Here is a 17,100-nt window from a genome sequence, read left to right as displayed (position 1 = left end):
GGCCGCACGACCTAACCCTACCGCAACCAAGATTCCCTGGGAGGACAGCCGATGATCGAATTTGCCGCCGCAACCGGGCCGCGCCTGATGCTGGACGAAACATCGGTGCTGGATATCGCCGGCTGCATCGTCGAAGGCGTCGACATCGCGCCCAAGCGGGCCATCCCCGACGACGGCGATCCGCGAATCGATCATTCGCTGGAAGGCTTCCTCTTTACCTGCGGTCCCGATCATATCCGTCACCGCCAGCCAATTCCCGGCACGGACGGTAGGATCTATCCGCTGCACGGCTCTGCCTCCGGCCATCCGGCCAAGGTACTCTGGACGACGTTGGAGAACGGCAATGCCGAATGCCGCGCCGATATCGATATCACCACGGTGGAGGGGCTGCCGCAGCGCATCGAGCGGCTGTGGCGGATCGACGGGGCCACCGGCGAGGTTTCGCTGGAGGATCGCATCGTCAATACGAGCAATGAGACCGTGCCGACCTTCCTGATGTATCATATGAACATCGGCGGCAAATGGCTGGATGCGGGGACACGGCTCGAAGGCCGGATGCTGGAGGGCGGCGGTTTTCCCTGGACTTTCGGCGAGGAGCCGGGCGGTATCTTCTGCGTCGAGGCTCCGGCCACCGAGGAGAGCTTTGCCGAAGTCCGGCTCGGGCCGATTGCGGCGACTGGCGGCAAGACGTTGAGGGTGCGTTTCCGCGCCGATACGCTGCCGCATCTGCAGATCTGGCGGAACCAGAAGGCACCGGCGCATATCGTCGGTATCGAGCCAGTCTCGCACCGCTGGGTGCTGCGCGATGAACTGGAAGCGGCCGGCGAGTTCAACTGGCTGAAATCTGGTGAAAGCCGCAGCTATGGCCTGCGTTTCGCTTTCGTCTAATGAAGGAGCGTTCGACGAAGACGTGTTGACGCTTGACAGGACGCGTCGTAGACCTTCAGCCCACCATTTTCGAGGAGATTGAGACGATGGATATCCGCCAGATCGACGATGAATACTCCGTTTCCGGCCAGATCACGGTTGACGAACTCGATGAGATCAAGGCGCTCGGCTTCAAGTCTATCGTCTGCCATCGTCCGGATGGCGAAAGCCCTGATCAACCGCCCTTTGCCGTCATCGAAACCCGCGCCAAGGAGCTTGGCCTGCAGATCACGCATGTACCGGTTGGACCGATGGGCGTGACCGAGGAGGCCGTGCAGGGCATGGTCGATGCGCTCGACGAATTCGAGCGCCCGATGCTCGGCTACTGCCGCTCCGGCGCGCGCTCCACGGCGATCTATCAGAAGACGCACCACATCCGCGCCTGATCCGGTCCCGTCCGGACATAATCCGACGCCGCCCGAAAGCGGCGTCTTTCATTTGATGAACAGGAGAACACGATGAGCATCAAGCGTATCGACATCGGCGCCCGCATGAGCGGTGCCGTCATCCACGGCAACACCGTCTATCTCGCCGGCCAGGTCGGCGAAGGCGAAAGCGTTACCGATCAGTGCAAGTCGGCACTCGGCGAAGTCGACCGCCTGCTCGCCGCTGCCGGCAGCAGCAAATCCAAGATCCTGCAGACGATCATCTATCTCTCCGACATCGCTTACTTCGCAGAGATGAACGCCATCTGGGAAGGCTGGATCGACCCGGCAAACCCGCCGGCCCGCGCCACCAGTGAAGCCAAGCTCGCTGCGCCAAAGTACAAGGTCGAGTTCATCGTCACGGCTGCTCTCGACTAAGAGCGCTAACGATCGACCAATCAAAGCCGGTGAAGTGTGAACCAGATTGGTTCACAGACTCATCGGCTTTTTGTTTGGGCGATTTCCGAGAGAGTGCGGGTCGGCGTGATGGCCTCGGGATCGAGCTTGATTTCGATGATTGCCGGCTTGCCGCTGTCGCGCGCGCGTTCGAAGGCCGGTGCGAAATCCCCGGTCTTTTCCACCGTCTCGCCATGGCCGCCATAGGCGCGGGCGAGAGCGGCAAAATCCGGATTGGTGAGATCCGTGGCGCTGATGCGGCCCGGATAGTCGCGTTCCTGATGCATGCGGATCGTGCCGTAGATGCCATTGTTGACCACGACCGTGATGATCGCCAAGCCGTAGTGCACGGCGGTCGCAAATTCCTGTCCGTGCATCAGGAAGCAGCCGTCGCCGGCAAAGCAGATGACGTCCCGATCGGGGAAGAGTTGCTTGGCGGCGACTGCGGCCGGCAGGCCGTAGCCCATGGAGCCCGATGTCGGCGCTGCCTGCGTGTTGAAGCGGCGGAAGCGGTGGAAGCGATGCACCCAGGTGGCGTAGTTGCCGGCGCCATTGGTGAAGATCGTGTCCGGCTTGGTATTGGCCTCCAGCCATTCCATGACCGGCCCCATATGGACGGCGCCCGGACCTGTTGCCGGGGGCTTCGACCAAGAAAGATAGGCCTGATGCATACGCGCGGTGCGTTCGGCCCAGCGCGGCTCGGCGGGGGCTTCGAGATCGGCAAGTGCTTGGACGAAATCGATGGGGCTGGCGCAGATAGCAATGTCTGGGCGGTAGACGCGGCCAAGTTCCGACGGGTCCGGATAGATGTGGACGAGCGACTGGGCCGGGTAGGGGATATCGAGCAGCGTATAGCCCGAGGAGGGCATTTCCGACATGCGGCTGCCGAGCAGGATCAGCAGGTCGGCCTCCTTGATCTCTTTCGCCAGCGCCGGATTGATGCCGATGCCGACATCGCCGGCGTAGCAAGGATGCAGGTGGTCGAACAGCATCTGACGACGGAAGGAACAGCCGACGGGCAAGTTGAAGCGTTCGGTGAAGGTCTGGAAATCGGCAACCGCATCGGCATCCCAGCGCGTGCCGCCGAGAATGACCATCGGCCGCTCGGCTTTCAGAAGGCGCAGATAGAGATCGTCGATCTGGCTGCGGCCCGGATGGGCCTCGACGCGGGTGTAGCGCTTCGCTTTCGGGGCCTCCACCTCGTCGCGCAGCATGTCTTCCGGCAGCGTCAGCACAACCGGACCCGGGCGGCCGGATGTGGCGATCGCAAAGGCGCGGGTGACGAATTCGGGGATGCGGGCGGCATCGTCGATCTCGCCGACCCATTTGGCAAACTCGGTGAAGGCGCGGCGGAACTCGACTTCCTGGAAGGCTTCGCGTTCGCGCGCCTCCCGCTGCACCTGGCCGATGAAGAGGATCATCGGGATCGAATCCTGCCTGGCGATGTGCAGGCCGGCAGAAGCATTGGTTGCACCTGGACCGCGGGTGACCATGCAGATGCCGGGCTCGCCGGTCAGCCGACCCCAGCAATCGGCCATCATCGCCGCCCCGCCTTCCTGACGGCAGACGATGACCTCGATATCGCTGTCATGCAGCGCATCGAGCACCGCAAGGAAGCTCTCTCCCGGCACGCAGGAGAGGCGTTTGACCCCATTTGCCTTCAGGGCCTCGACGATCAACTGCCCGCCTGTCCTCTTCATGGCCATTTCCTTCTCAAGGCGATGTCTTCCTCTCCCATTCCTGAAGTTCGGCCAGAACCTCTTCGTTGTGTTCGCCGAGGCGCGGACTTGGTCGCTCGTAGCGCAGTGGCGTTTCCGACAAGACGACCGGAGTGCGCACGCCGGGGATCATGGTGCCCGCGGCGTCCGGCAGATCGATGCGCAGGCCGCGCGCGGTAATCTGCGGATCGGCAAACATTTCCTCGATCGTGTTGATGGCACCTGCCGGCACGGCATTGTCCTCGCAGGCCTTCAGGAGATTGGCCTTCTGCCATTTCAGCGTTTCGGTGGAGACCATCCGGCGCACTGCATCTCTGTTGGCGACGCGGGCCTTGTTGGTCGCGAAGTTCTCGTCATCGCCGATGACGAGGCCGAGGATGGTGCACAGCCGGCGGAACTGGCCGTCATTGCCGACGGCGAGGATGAGATAGCCGTCAGCCGCCGGCACGACCTCATAAGGCGAGATATTCGGGTGCGCGTTGCCGAGGCGCACGGGCGCGCGGCCGGAAACCAGATAGTTCATGTTCTGGTTGGCAAGCACTGCCGATTGCACATCGAGCAGCGCCATGTCGATCAACTGGCCTTCACCCGTCTTCAGGGCATGGATGAGGGCGGCTTCGATCGCCGAGACCGCATAGATGCCGGTGAAGATATCAGCAATCGCGACACCCGCTTTCATCGGCTGCCCATCCGGTTCACCCGTTATCGACATGAAACCCGACATGCCCTGGACGATATAGTCGTAGCCGGCGAGACTGGCATAGGGGCCGGTCTGGCCGAAGCCAGTGATGGAGCAATAGACGAGGCGCGGATTGATCGCCCTCAGGCTCTCATAGTCGAGACCGTATTTGACGAGGCCACCGAGCTTGAAATTCTCGATCAGCACATCGGCAGTGGCGACGAGGCGGCGCACCAGCGACTGGCCTTCTTCGCTTTTCAGGTCTGCGGTAACGGAGCGCTTGCCGCGATTGGCGGAATGATAATAGGCGGCCGAGAGGTTTTCGCCATCCGCGCCCTCGACGAAGGGCGGCCCCCAATGCCTGGTGTCGTCACCTCCATCGGGGTTTTCCACCTTGATTACGTCGGCGCCGAGATCAGCCAGCATCTGTCCCGCCCAAGGGCCGGCGAGCACGCGCGCAAGCTCGATGACCCGGATGCCCGCAAGCGGCGGCTTCTTCTTCACGTCCTGCGTCATGTTCTTCCCAGTTTCCTCCCGGGCTGCTTCCATGGCTATCGGATTTCAGGGCGCCCGCGTTGCCTCAGATGTATCGGATACGGGTTTGGAAGCAAAGCGCTGCTCACGCCAGATGATGTAGAGGCCGGACGCGATGACGATCAGGATGCCGACCCATTTCAGCGCATCCGGGAAATCGGCAAAGACCAGCCAGGCAAAGACCGTGGCCGAGACGATTTCCAGATATTGCAGCGGCGCCAGCGTCGAGGCCGGGGCGGCGCGATAGGCGTAAGCGGCGAGGATGCCGGTTATCGCCGCCGCAATGCCGGTGCCGAGCAGGTAACCGAAGGCTGGAAGATCGGGCAGGGCCGTATCGATGATGTCGGAGCCGCTGCCATGGCCGATGAAGAGGATGACGGCGCAGAAGAAGATGCCCCAGAGGCCGGTCTGGAACTGCATGGCCCAGGGGTCCTCCCGGTGTGACAGCACGCGCGTCATCAGCGCGAAAACGGCGATGCAGAAGGCGCTGACGACGGGCAGCAAAGCGATATAGCCGACCTGCTCGAAGCTCGGCTGGATGATCAGCAGGGCGCCCAGGAAGCCGACGGCGCAGGCGCTGTAGCGCCGCCAGCCGATCGTCTCCTTCAGGAAGATGCTGCCGAGGATCGTGAGAATGATCGGCTCGACGAAGAAGATGGCGATGGCATCGGCAACCGCCATGACCTTCAGCGTCGTGACGAAGCAGATCATCGAAATGGTGACCATGGCGCCACGGATGGCATGATACCAACTCTGCTTCACCGAAAACTGGATTTTCGCGCCGCGCAGGAAAACGAAAGGCAGCATGGTGAGCGACTGGATGACGAAGCGGAAGCCGGCGACTTCGGTGGACGAGATCGTTGCGGTCGCGAGCTTCGAGAAGATGTCGATCAGCGGCGAGATCATCACCGACAAGAACATAAAAAGCAGGCCGAACGTCACCTCGGAGGCGGCGGGATGGCGTATGGAACTCGTGCTCGTCATCTCAGATCCTTTCGTTCGGGATCGCGCGGATCGCCGCGTCGCACCAGCCGGCGAAATCCGCAATTGCCGTTTGCGCGCCGATCTCGTTCAGCGTTTCATGCCGCATGTCCTGATATATCTCCGTGCTGATACCGGAAAAGCCCTGACGTCTCAAACGCTTTGACAGCCAGAGGACGGCTTTTCCATAGATGGTTGCCGGGTCCTGGCCGCCGCCGACCAGATGGATCGGCAGGTCTCTCGGCAGCCTCGCGATCCGCTCCTTCTCGATGCCGCGGAAGGTGAGGGCGAAGACATCGAGCCAGAGCGATACCGAGGGGTCGAAGCCGCAGAGCGGATCGGCGATATAGGCATCGACCTCGGCCGGATTGTGCGACAGCCAGTCGAATTCCGTCCGGTGATTGGGAACGGATTTGCCCCAGGCGGCAAATGTCAGCCTCGGCAGCATGTCGCTTGGCACATCCGAGCCTTTGAGCATGCGCTCGGTAAGTAGGATCGCCTGTGCGGCGCGGCCAGAAAGTCCAACCGCGAAATTCGAATTCCAGAGGGCAAGGGCTGCGAAACGGCCGGGGAGGTCGGCGGCGGCATTGAGCGCGATCAGGCCGCCCATCGAGTGGCCGAGGAGGATGACGGGCAGGCCGGGGTGGCGGGTCGTGGCAAAGTCATGCACGGCGGCGATATCATTGACGACGCGCTCTATGCCGTCCCGTCTTGCGAAGCGGCCGAGCGGTGCATCGGGTGCGCTTGTCTCGCCGTGGCCGCGATGGTCATGCGCATAGACGTGATAACTTCTTGCCGCCATGGCCTCGGCAAAGTGCCAGTAACGGCGGGAATGTTCGGCAAGACCATGTGAAATCATCAGGATAGCGTGCGCCTGGCCCTCTGCAGGCTGGTGATGGCACGCAAGCGAAGCTCCGGCATTCTGAAGCCGCAATGTCTCGGAAAACATGCATTCCTCCCGCGCCCAAAAGACCAGATCGCGGGGCAAATGCAATATTGCGGTTCTCCTCATACATGGGAAAGCGCGACTTTGCTGCGATTCAGGGTTGCGCAATCTTCGGCTTCATGCTTGTTTGTTCCTGTATTGTTCTTTGTCGGGGCTATCAATGGGCAAGTTTTTCCTTTCGGTTTCCATCCTCTTTCTTTCGCTATCGTCAGTCGGTTCCGTATCCGCGCAGGAAAGCGGGCGCACACGCTTCATTCTCGCGGCAAGCTGGCAGCCGGCTTTCTGCCAGACTAACCAGAAGAAGGCGGAATGCGCCAGCCAGGGCGGCGACCGCTATGACGCCACCAATTTTTCCCTCCACGGTCTGTGGCCGATGCGGCAGGACTATTGCGGTGTACCCGCCGACCAGAAAGCCGCCGACAAGGACGGTCAATGGACGAGCCTGCCGGTCGTAGCCCTCTCTCCCGAGACGAAGACCGCGCTCGACAAGGCGATGCCTGGCACGCAATCGGGGCTCGAGCGGCATGAATGGACTAAGCACGGCACCTGCACGAAGATGAGCGCCGACGATTATTTCGCCACCGCCATTCACCTCATGGGCGAACTCAATGCTTCGGCCGTGCGCGATCTCTTCGCCGCTAATGTCGGCAAGGTGCTGAAGGCCGATGCGATCAAGGCCGCCTTCGATAAGAGCTTCGGCGCCGGTGCCAGCGACCGCGTGAAAATGAGCTGCCGCCGCGTCGGCAATATCAGAGTGATCAGCGAGCTGACGATCGGGCTTTCGCAGGATGCCGTTTCGGCGCAAGCGAAGGAGAAGGGCCTCGGCGGCCTTATCCAGGGGGCAGGGCAGACGTCCTTCGGCTGTGACGAAGGCATTGTGGATGCTGCCGGCTTCTGATGGAAACACGCCGAAATCCTGACGAAACAGGGTTTCGGCGTTGCTCCAGGGCGTGGTTTCGCCTACATAGCGGCCACGATTTCAAGTTTCCGCCCGGAGCATCCCAGCATGGCACGTCAGTTCATCTATCACATGTCCGGCCTCAACAAGGCCTATGGCAACAAGAAGATCCTCGAGAACATCCATCTTTCCTTCTACCCCGATGCCAAGATCGGTATCTTGGGTCCGAACGGCGCCGGTAAGTCCACCGTGCTGCGCATTATCGCCGGCCAGGACAAGGAATATACCGGCGAAGCCTGGCTCGCCGAAGGTGCGACAGTCGGCTACCTGGAGCAGGAGCCGAAGCTCGATCCCAACAAGACGGTGTTCGAGAACGTCATGGAAGGCGTTGCCTCCAAGACGGCGATCGTCGAGCGCTACAACGAACTGATGATGAACTATTCCGATGAGACGGCGGAAGAGGGCGCGAAGCTTCAGGACATCATCGACAGCCAGAACCTCTGGGATCTGGAAAGCCAGGTCGAGATGGCGATGGAAGCCCTGCGCTGCCCGCCGCGCGACGCCGATGTCACGACGCTGTCGGGCGGTGAGCGCCGTCGTATCGCGCTCTGCCGCCTGCTTCTGTCGCAGCCGGACCTGCTGCTGCTCGACGAACCGACCAACCATCTGGACGCCGAAACCATCGCCTGGCTCGAAAAGCATCTGCGCGACTATCCGGGCGCCGTGATGATGATCACCCACGATCGCTACTTCCTGGATAACGTCACCGGATGGATCCTCGAACTCGACCGCGGCCGTGGCATTCCGTACGAAGGCAACTACTCGGCCTACCTGCAGGCGAAGGCCAAGCGCATGCTGCAGGAAAACCGCGAAGAGGCAGGCCGCCAGAAGGCCATCAGCCGTGAACAGGAATGGATCGCCTCCAGCCCGAAGGCCCGTCAGGCCAAGTCCAAGGCGCGTATCAAGTCTTACGAACAGCTGGTCGAGGCCGCCGAGAAGCAGCGTCCTGGCGACGCGCAGATCATCATCCCGGTCAGCGAGCGTCTCGGCCAGGTGGTCATCGAGATGGACGGCATCACCAAGGGCTTCGAGGGCCGCACGCTGATCAACGATCTGTCGATCAAGCTGCCGCCGGGCGGCATCGTCGGCATCATCGGCCCGAACGGCGCCGGCAAGACGACGCTGTTCAAGATGATTACCGGCCAGGAAAAACCGGATGGCGGTTCGATCCGTATCGGCGAGACCGTGCATCTCGGTTATGTCGACCAGAGCCGCGATGCGCTCGACGGCAACAAGACCGTCTGGGAGGAAATCTCCGGTGGTGCGGAAATCATCAAGCTTGGCAAGTTCGACATGAACTCGCGTGCTTATTGCGGCGCCTTCAATTTCAAGGGCGGCGATCAGCAGCAGAAGGTCGGCAACCTCTCGGGTGGTCAGCGCAACCGCGTTCACCTTGCCAAGATGCTGAAGGCCGGCGGCAATGTTTTGCTGCTCGACGAACCGACCAACGACCTCGATACGGAAACGCTGGGCGCTCTGGAAAGCGCGCTGGAAGCATTTGCCGGCTGCGCCATCATCATCAGCCACGATCGCATGTTCCTCGACCGTCTGGCCACGCATATTCTCGCGTTTGAAGGCGAGGGCCATGTCGAGTGGTTCGAAGGCAACTTCGAGGATTATGAACAGGACAAGGTTCGCCGTCTTGGCCCCGACGCCCTCAACCCCGGCAGCCAGGCTCACAAGCGTCTGACACGCTAATCGGTTTTTCGTGCATTTCGAAGCCCCGGCTGGTCCGGGGCTTTTTTGATGTCTGCTGTCGTTATCACCATAGGCAATTTCGCAAATCGGTGAAATGCCGCTTGCCTCCATTATCCAAATCACATAAAGATATCTTTATATCTTGATTGGGTAGAATATGAGCGAACCCTTAAGGCTTGGACTGGATGCGCTGGTGGACGTCTTGAAGGCGGCAGGCGAACCGACGCGCCTGCGGCTCCTCGCGCTGCTGGCGGCGGGCGATCTCACCGTCACCGATCTTACGGAAATTCTCGGTCAATCCCAGCCCCGCATCTCCCGGCATCTGAAGCTGCTTGGCGAGGCAGAACTGATCGACCGTTATCAGGAAGGCGCCTGGGCCTATTTCCGCCTGGCGCACGAAGGCAAGGCAGCCGCGCTTGTGCGAGCGCTGCTGAAGCATGTCTCCGAAAACGACCCCGTCGTTCAGCGTGACGGTGAGCGCCTTGCCACCGTCAAGCGGCAGCGCGCCGAGCGGGCGCAGGCCTATTTCAGCCGCAACGCCGCCGAATGGGACGAGCTTCGCCGTCTGCACGCCGCTGACGAAGAGGTGGATGCTGCCGTCATCAAGCTGCTGGGCTCCAACCCGATCGATTCCCTGCTCGACCTTGGCACCGGCACTGGCCGCATGCTGGAGCTTCTGGCCGGTCGTTATCGCCGGGCGATCGGTGTCGATGCCAGCCGCGACATGCTGAGCGTGGCGCGCGCCAATCTCGACAAGTCGCGGATCACGACGGCTTCGGTGCGCCATGCCGATATCCTGAACCTGCCGTTCGAGGGGCAGGACTTCGATCTGGTAACGATCCATCAGGTGCTGCACTTCTTCGATCAGCCTGATATTGCAATCACGGAAGCCGCGCGCATGCTGCGGCCGGGCGGGCGCCTCGTCATCATCGATCTCGCGCCGCACAGCCTCGAATATCTTCGCGACGAACATGCCCATGTCCGTCTTGGCTTTTCGCATCAGGCCATGTCGGACTGGGTGCGCAAGGCGGGGCTGGATGTCGAGCAGGTCGTCGACCTTCATCCGGGTCAGCAGGGGGAGAAGGGCCTTACGGTCACGATCTGGCTGGCGCGCGACCCGAGGCGCCTTATGGCTTCGCTGGAGAGCGAAGGCGCGATACCTACATTTGCCGGGAGAGAATAAATGACCCAGAAAAACGACGCCCGCCGCCGCGATATCGCGATCTCCTTCGAGTTCTTCCCGCCGAAGTCCGAGGAGATGGAGGGCCAGCTCTGGAACACCGTCCGCGATCTGCAGGATTGGAACCCGGAATTCGTCTCGGTGACCTATGGTGCCGGCGGCACCACCAAGGCGCCGACGCTCTCCACGGTCACGCGCTTTCTGGCCGACACGCCGCTGGCGACCGCCTCGCACCTCACCTGCGTCAGCGCCACGAAGGAAGAGACGCATCAGGTCGTCGACAGCTTCCGCAAGGCGGGTGTTACGCATTTCGTTGCGTTGCGCGGTGATGCGCCGGGTGGCGTCGGTGCGCCCTACCAACCCCATCCGGGCGGTTATGCCAATGCGGCGGAACTGGTGGCCGGCCTCAAGCAGATCGGTGATTTCGAGATCTCCGTCTCGGCCTATCCGGAAAAGCATCCGGAAAGCCGCGATCAGGCGGCTGATATCGACATGCTGAGGCAGAAGGCCGAGAACGGCGCCGACCGCGCGCTGACGCAGTTCTTCTTCGATAACGACAATTTCGAGCGTTATCTCGACAAGGTGCGCGCCGCCGGTGTCAAAATCCCTGTCGTGCCTGGTATCATGCCGATCCAGAACCTGACGCAACTGAAGCGCTTTGCCGGTGCCTGCGGCACGGTCATCCCGGCTTTCCTCGACGAGCGTTTCGCCGGATATGACGACAAGCCGGAAGAGCGCGCCAAGGTCGCAGCCGAGGTTGCAGCCGAACAGATCGAGGATCTCATCCGCCGGGGTCTGCACGAGTTCCATCTCTATACGATGAACCGTGCGCCGCTGGTTTCGGCAGTTCTCGACAATCTCGGTTTCTCGCGCCAGACGGTCAGGAGCGCCGGCGCGGCAGCCTGACCCGCGACATATCGTTTTCGACAAAAGAAAAGCGCATGGCCGGGCGGGGCATGCGCTTTTCAGTGTTCGGGGTTATTTATCATTCAGGAGTGTAGGTATCTCAGTTTTTGACGCCTCGCATCGGCTCAAATGAAGAGCATGGATACGACGAATGCGAACGCTGCACTGACCAACAGGACATTCAAGGATTGCGTAAGTCCCATGTCTGCCTCCTCGCGCTAACCGGCTAATAATATGTCGGAAATGTGTTGGTTGGGAAGCGCTTCTTGTGCTGCGCTGCCGAAGAGGATAGGGGATAAGTCTAACAACAATCCTATAAACTACTGAAATATAATCAGAAAAATCCGCTCTCAAAATTTAACGATCCGTTACAATCCGGTAGTCGCGATTCACGCTTTTGGCGGAAGAATGGCGCACTGCAGCATAATCATTTCAGGCTATGGCGCCAGAGCGGCGGTAGATGCGGCCGTCCAGTATGACAAGTCCCGCGCCGATCAGCGCCATGCCGGCTATCTCGGTCATCTCCAGTCGCTCGCCCAGGAACAGGAAGCCGAGCAGGATCGCGCTCGGCGGCACGAGCAGCGTCACTAGAGAGGCGTTGGTCGCGCCCGCCGCGGCCATGATGCGGAAGTAGATGATATAGCCGACGGCTGTGGACAGCAGGGCAATCGCCAGAACGGCCGCGATGACGTTGATTGACGGCATGGCAAGTGCCCAGGGGTGATCCATGACGAGCGACAGCGGCAGGGCCACCAGCGAGGATGCCGTCATCTGGCCGGCAGCGATAACAGGCGGCGCCATGCCCCTGAAGCGCTTGCCATAGGTGGCCGCAAATCCGTAGCAGACCGCGGCGACGACGGGCAGGAGGAGCGCCCAGAGGGGCAGGTCGCTGCCATCGGTGATTCCAGGGCCGATGAGGACGACTGTGCCGAAAAGGCCGGTGAGGCAGCCGATGATCTTGGCCGAGGAGAGTTTCTCGTCAGATGTCAGGTAATTGGCGATCAGCACGGTCCAGATCGGCGTCGTGGCATTGAGAATGGAGGCGAGACCGGCGCCGATGCGCGTCTGGCCAAAGAAAATCAGCGCATGGGGCAGGGCATTGTTGAGGATGCCGAGAATGAGGAATTCGCGCCAACGGCTCTTCAGCAGCGGATAGATGCCGAATCGCCCGGCGATGTAGATATGCAGCGCAAGGGCCGCAATGGAGAGGCGCAGGAAGACGAGGGTAAGCGGCGGCACCTCGGCAACGGCGATGCGCGCGAAGAAGAAGGAGCCGCCCCAGATCAGACCGAGGAGGGCGAGAAGCCCCCAGGTCAATGTGCTCATTCTCTGTTCCATGCCGATCCTCCCATCTGCTGGCAGGTTCAACCGATCGGCGGGGAGGCGCCACCCGATTCATGTGTCCGGGTGGCGAAAGGGCAATTGTGAGGGATCAGAGAGAGTTCAGCAGCGCCGGGGTTGCCCAGCCGTCGGCCGGTATGCCCAAGCGAAGCTGTTCTTTCTGGATCGCGACACGGGTACCGGAGCCGAGGATGCCGTCGATCTCGCCGACATCGTGGCCGAGCGAATCGAGCTTCGTCTGCAGCTGTTTCATCTGGTCGTTGGAAAGGCCCTGCTCAGGTGTGCCCTTCTGATAGGTTGGGGCACCGGAGAGGCGGGTCGCGAAATAGGCGGCCGAGGTCGTGTAGATGAACGACTTGTTCCATTCCAGATAGATCTTGAAGTTGGGATAGGCGATGAAGGCCGGTCCGAGGCGCCCCTGCGGCAGGATGAGATCGCCTTCGAGATTGGCGAAGGCGGTGTTGCCGTCGCGCGGCTTGACGCCGAGGTTGAACCATTCGCCTGCCGTCATCGTGCCGCCGAGGCCCGACTTTTCCCAGGGCAGGTTATCTGGCACCGTGACTTCCTGCAGCCAGGGCTGGTCGCGCTCGAAGCCGAGATGCTGGATGAACTTGGCGGCCGTCAGGATCGCATCCGGGCTGCTCTGTTTGAGGCGTACATGGCCGTCGCCATCGCCGTCCATGCCATAGGCGATGATATCGCGCGGCAGCATCTGCACCTGGCCGATCTCGCCTGCCCATGCGCCGGTATTGGTCTGCGGATCGAGATCGCCATGCTGCACCATCTCGATGAGGGCGATCAGCTGCGGACGGAAGAGTTCCGGGCGGCGGCAATCATGCGAGAGCGTCACCAGCGCGTTGCGCGTGTTGAAATCGCCCTGCACGGCGCCGAAATCCGTTTCCATCGCCCAGAAGGCGGTTATGACGCCCGAGGGAACGCCGAATTCCTGCTCGGCGCGGGCGAAGACATCGGCATATTGCTTCATTTTCTGGCGGCCGATGTCGAGGCGGGCCTGGCTGACGGTGCGCTGCGAGAATTCGAGGAAGGTCTGGCGGAAGACGCCCTGGGCGCGGTCGCGGCTCAGGACCTTGGGGTCGATCTCAGCGCCGGCGAGCGCCTGATCTGCTGCTTCGGCGCTCGCGCCTGCTGCAATCGCATCGTTCTTGACGCCCTGAAGGAAGGCGGAGAGATCGCCGCCGCAGGGGGCTGCCGGGGCTGAAGCTGCGGCAGCCGGGGCCTGCTGGGCGGCAGCGCCTGTTGCAATGGCGCAGGCAAACAGAAGGGTGAGTGCAGAGCAGCCTTTAAGCGAGCGGTGCATGAAACGATCCTCGTAAAATCACATAGAATTCCGCCGACTTCACAGATGAATGTGACGGAAGCAAGAAAGATTGGGGCACGTTACTAAGAATTTCTATTCTTGGAAACGTCAGCCACCCAATTGTTCCAGTTTTTCGCGGAGCCGGCGAAGACATTGATGTCGGTCGGCCCTTTGATGCCCGGAATGACGCCTGTCGACGTATATTGCCAGAAGGCCCAGCGACGGTCGGCATAGGTCACGTCGGGGTGTTTGGCGGTCGAGCGGACCCAGAAGTGATAGTCCTGGAAATAGCCGTCGAGATTTTCGCGGTGGAAATCGACAGAGGTGTAGATGATCGGCCGCTTGCCGTAATAGGCTTCCAGGCGATCCATGAAGCGCTGCATTTCGGAGCGAACCGTCGCCGGGTCGGGGCGGAAGCGGCAGGTCTTCGATTCTGCATTCCATTCCACATCCAGCACCGGCGGCAGGCGCATGGATTCCCTGGGAACGTTGCGGATGAACCAATCGGCCTGCTCATCGGCAGACGAGCAGAAATAATAGAAGTGATAGGGTGCATGCGGAATGCCCGACGCGGATGCTTCGCGCCAGTATTCGTCAAAGCGAGGATCGACCCTGTCCTTGCCTTCGGTCGCCTTGATGAAGGCAAAGGCGACGCCCGACTTGCGCACTGTCTGCCAGTCGATATCACCCTGCCATTTGGAAATGTCGATGCCGTGGATGGCGTTTTGCTGCGGCTGCCTGGGACCGAAATCCTGGGGATCGGTATCCTTGAAGCGGGTCTTCGGCTTTATGGAGGCGGTTTCGAGATAATCGTAACCCGTGGAACTGCAACCGGCGAGCATCAGGGCAAGCGGCAGGACGCAAAACAAAAGCCGACGCATGAATATTCCGTCGTGATGATGGATCTGCCCCACAGCCTGACCTTCGAAAACACGCGCCCAGCAGAGGGAACGACCCTCTTTTCTGATATCAACGTAAAAAAATCGTTATTTACAAGCGAATTATGAGCGCTTGCTGATGGCAGCTGCTCGCCAGGCGTAGCCGCCGCCGATTGTTTCGAACGACAATCTCGCGCTGTTTTCAATGGCTTGCGCTTCCAGAACCTCGCGCAGATTGGCGCGGGGCGTGACGTGGAATTTGGCGAGCCAGGCCTGCAGAAGCTTGCGGAACCAGGCGGGCAGGCCTTCCTGCTGGCCGAAATCGACGATGTGGAGCTGGCCGCCGGGATTGAGTGCGGCAATCGATGCATCCACCGCACGCTCCCAATCCGGGATCATCGACAGCGCGTAGGAAATGAGGATACGGTCGAACCCGGTGACGCCAAATTCGCGCGGCGTATAGGCGGTGGCATCCGCCACCCGGAAATCCGGGACCGTCGCCTTGGTGGCAAAGGTCTTGCGGGCGGAAATCAGCATTTCCTGGGAAATGTCGAGGCCGTAGAGCCTGGCGGTCGGGAAGTGCTTGTGCGCGAGTGCCATGTTACGGCCCGTGCCGCAGCCGACTTCGAGCAGCGTGCCGCCCTGGGGGACGTTGAGATTGCGTATCGTGCGGTCGCGGCCGAGAAGATAGTATTTGCGGGTCAGGTCGTAGAAATGGCGCTGGTAGCGGTACATGCCGTCCATCAGGTCGGCATGTTCTTCGCTCTTGACGGTCATCTCGCTGGATTCGCTCACGCCTTCTTCCCGTAGATGTGGAAGCCGCCGTAAATCGCCGAGCGGTCCTGGGTGGTCATTTCACGCGACTGTTCTTCGAAATAGTGCCACTGGTCGCGAATTTCAGGGGCGAGGCGGCCCTCGATGATGCTCTTTTCGGCTGCCGTCCGGAAGATCACGCGAGCGCCGTCGCGCGCAGTGCGGGTGATTTCGCGCCAGACATCGTTGAGCTGCTGGTCGGTCATCCAGTCCTGTGCGTCGAGCAGAATGTAGCGATCGCGCGAAGCGGCGGGCTCGCTGGTCAGAAGCTCGGTGAAGCTCGCATGATGAACGTTGACGCGGTCGACATTGGCGCGGATCACCTCATAGTGCTCCGGCTTCAGATAGGTCGGCAGCGGGCCTTCCTCTCCGTCTGCATAGCGGCGTGCGAAAGCCTGCCAGGCGAAGTAGTTGTCGCGCATCGGGAAATGACAGGCGAGCTTTTCCAGGCGGTGTTTCAGAACCGGCGCAATGGAATTGTCGGCGGCAAGGCTTGCCAGCTCGTCATATTGCTGCGGCGGGATGCCGAGACCGAAGAGCGAGCTCTTGCGGTTGGTGATCCAGCGTACGACGGGCTTTTCGAAGAGGGGAGCGATCTGGTCGTCGAAAAACTGGCGCTGTTCGCGGATCGACCGGGTCTTGGTCATTTCCTGCAGCTTCACGCCATGCAGGCGGGCGAGCAGGTGGGCGGCACCGATGAAGCGGCCGAGCAGGCCTGTTTCATAGATGTTACGGTTGAAGACGGTGACGCGACGACGACCGAATTTGCGGGTGTTCCAGTAGGCGCGAGTGGTCTCATCGAGGTTGGACGACAGGACGCTGTCGAAAAGCCGGCTGTTCGACTTCTCGTTCGGCATCGCCAGGAAACGTACGAGATCGGAATGGCTTGGCAGGTTCTTGAAAGCGGCAAGCTTCAGCCTGTTCAGCGCAATATGGTGCGGATTGAGGTCTACCACATCGATCGAAGCAGGCGCCTTGGAAAGGTAGGCGAGCATATTGCAGCCGCCGGAGCCGATCGTGACGATGCGGTGATTGGGCCTCAGCTCCATCGCCTGCATATCGAGATCCGGGTCTTCCCAGATCTGCGGATAGACGAGGCCGGAGAAGAGAAGGCCGAAGAGGCGTTCGGAGAAGCCGTCCTTTGAAAAAGCCTTGTGGCGGAGAAGCGCTGCCTTGAGTTTCCGGTTCTTGCGGAAGCCGGTATCCGGTGCAAATTCCGACATGAGTCTGTCACCTTTTTAGCGTTCAGGGCGTGTAACGCGCCTCTGCTACAGTTTGATGACGAGCCCTGTGGGCCAAAGCTTCCGCGTAAGCAGGCGAGGACTTCAGCGAAAATTGAAGCCGATTGAAAGGCTTCTTTTCGCTTCTCTCTTTTCGCGAGCCAAGTTTCCTGCTTCTCTCC

General features: G+C 61.0%; 16 protein-coding genes. 7 read left to right on the top strand and 9 right to left on the bottom strand.

The features are described 5' to 3' along the window. Positions 1-51 precede the first annotated feature (51 nt). The 3 genes from FHT82_RS13695 (at position 52) to FHT82_RS13685 (ending at position 1,730) form a co-directional block, all read left to right on the top strand. Positions 52-888 carry a DUF4432 family protein gene (locus tag FHT82_RS13695; protein ID WP_183731179.1) on the top strand — a complete coding sequence of 279 codons (837 nt, stop codon included), beginning with the start codon at positions 52-54 and terminating at the stop codon, positions 886-888. 86 nt (positions 889-974) lie between these two features. Further along, positions 975-1,313, top strand: coding sequence for a TIGR01244 family sulfur transferase (locus tag FHT82_RS13690; RefSeq protein WP_183731176.1), 339 nt, complete (start codon positions 975-977; stop codon positions 1,311-1,313). Positions 1,314-1,385: 72 nt separating this feature from the next. Beyond that, on the top strand, positions 1,386-1,730 hold the full coding sequence (locus tag FHT82_RS13685; RefSeq protein WP_183731173.1) for a RidA family protein: 345 nt from the start codon (positions 1,386-1,388) through the stop codon (positions 1,728-1,730). Between the two features lie 59 nt (positions 1,731-1,789). Here FHT82_RS13685 and FHT82_RS13680 read toward each other — a convergent pair whose 3' ends face one another. The 4 genes from FHT82_RS13680 to FHT82_RS13665 are packed head-to-tail and all read right to left on the bottom strand — an operon-like array spanning position 1,790 to position 6,609. After that, positions 1,790-3,448, bottom strand: a complete 1,659-nt coding sequence (locus tag FHT82_RS13680) for a thiamine pyrophosphate-binding protein (protein ID WP_183731170.1) — start codon at positions 3,446-3,448, stop codon at positions 1,790-1,792. Positions 3,449-3,461: 13 nt separating this feature from the next. Then, positions 3,462-4,661, bottom strand: coding sequence for a CaiB/BaiF CoA-transferase family protein (locus tag FHT82_RS13675; RefSeq protein ID WP_183731167.1), 1,200 nt, complete (start codon positions 4,659-4,661; stop codon positions 3,462-3,464). A gap of 45 nt (positions 4,662-4,706) precedes the next feature. Continuing rightward, complete coding sequence (locus tag FHT82_RS13670) at positions 4,707-5,663, bottom strand: DMT family transporter (protein WP_183731164.1); 957 nt, start codon at positions 5,661-5,663, stop codon at positions 4,707-4,709. Position 5,664: 1 nt separating this feature from the next. Further along, on the bottom strand, positions 5,665-6,609 hold the full coding sequence (locus tag FHT82_RS13665) for an alpha/beta hydrolase (protein WP_183731161.1): 945 nt from the start codon (positions 6,607-6,609) through the stop codon (positions 5,665-5,667). Between the two features lie 157 nt (positions 6,610-6,766). On the opposite strand from FHT82_RS13665, the gene FHT82_RS13660 reads away from it, so the two are divergent. The 4 genes from FHT82_RS13660 (at position 6,767) to metF (ending at position 11,348) form a co-directional block, all read left to right on the top strand. Next, entirely contained in the window at positions 6,767-7,504 is a 738-nt protein-coding gene (locus FHT82_RS13660) for a ribonuclease (protein ID WP_183731157.1), read from the top strand. Between the two features lie 108 nt (positions 7,505-7,612). After that, positions 7,613-9,262 carry an energy-dependent translational throttle protein EttA gene (gene ettA / locus FHT82_RS13655; protein WP_183731154.1) on the top strand — a complete coding sequence of 550 codons (1,650 nt, stop codon included), beginning with the start codon at positions 7,613-7,615 and terminating at the stop codon, positions 9,260-9,262. Positions 9,263-9,419: 157 nt separating this feature from the next. Then, a complete protein-coding gene (locus tag FHT82_RS13650; protein WP_183731151.1) occupies positions 9,420-10,445 on the top strand; it encodes a metalloregulator ArsR/SmtB family transcription factor in 1,026 nt (341 codons plus the stop codon). Continuing rightward, the gene (metF, locus tag FHT82_RS13645; protein WP_183731148.1) at positions 10,446-11,348 is read left to right on the top strand and encodes a methylenetetrahydrofolate reductase [NAD(P)H]; all 903 of its coding nucleotides are present in this window, start codon (positions 10,446-10,448) and stop codon (positions 11,346-11,348) included. A gap of 432 nt (positions 11,349-11,780) precedes the next feature. On the opposite strand, the gene FHT82_RS13640 is transcribed toward metF, so the two are convergent. The 5 genes from FHT82_RS13640 to FHT82_RS13620 form a co-directional block, all read right to left on the bottom strand. After that, a complete protein-coding gene (locus FHT82_RS13640) occupies positions 11,781-12,686 on the bottom strand; it encodes a DMT family transporter (RefSeq protein WP_183731145.1) in 906 nt (301 codons plus the stop codon). A 94-nt stretch (positions 12,687-12,780) separates the two neighbouring features. Further along, positions 12,781-14,007 carry a lytic murein transglycosylase gene (locus FHT82_RS13635; protein WP_183731142.1) on the bottom strand — a complete coding sequence of 409 codons (1,227 nt, stop codon included), beginning with the start codon at positions 14,005-14,007 and terminating at the stop codon, positions 12,781-12,783. 83 nt (positions 14,008-14,090) lie between these two features. Next, positions 14,091-14,888: a GH25 family lysozyme gene (locus FHT82_RS13630; RefSeq protein WP_183731139.1), complete on the bottom strand. Its 798-nt coding sequence runs from the start codon at positions 14,886-14,888 to the stop codon at positions 14,091-14,093. Between the two features lie 120 nt (positions 14,889-15,008). Continuing rightward, positions 15,009-15,680 carry a class I SAM-dependent methyltransferase gene (locus FHT82_RS13625; protein ID WP_183731136.1) on the bottom strand — a complete coding sequence of 224 codons (672 nt, stop codon included), beginning with the start codon at positions 15,678-15,680 and terminating at the stop codon, positions 15,009-15,011. Then, positions 15,677-16,921: a DUF3419 family protein gene (locus FHT82_RS13620; RefSeq protein ID WP_183731134.1), complete on the bottom strand. Its 1,245-nt coding sequence runs from the start codon at positions 16,919-16,921 to the stop codon at positions 15,677-15,679. Before FHT82_RS13620 ends, FHT82_RS13625 begins: the two co-directional genes overlap by 4 nt. Between the last annotated feature and the right edge of the window lie 179 nt (positions 16,922-17,100).

The sequence above is a fragment of the Rhizobium sp. BK275 genome (assembly GCF_014193555.1).
In the GTDB taxonomy this organism is placed as follows: Bacteria; Pseudomonadota; Alphaproteobacteria; order Rhizobiales; family Rhizobiaceae; genus Rhizobium.
The sequence above is the reverse complement of the archived record's forward strand: the minus strand, read 5'-3'. Positions and strand labels throughout refer to the sequence as shown.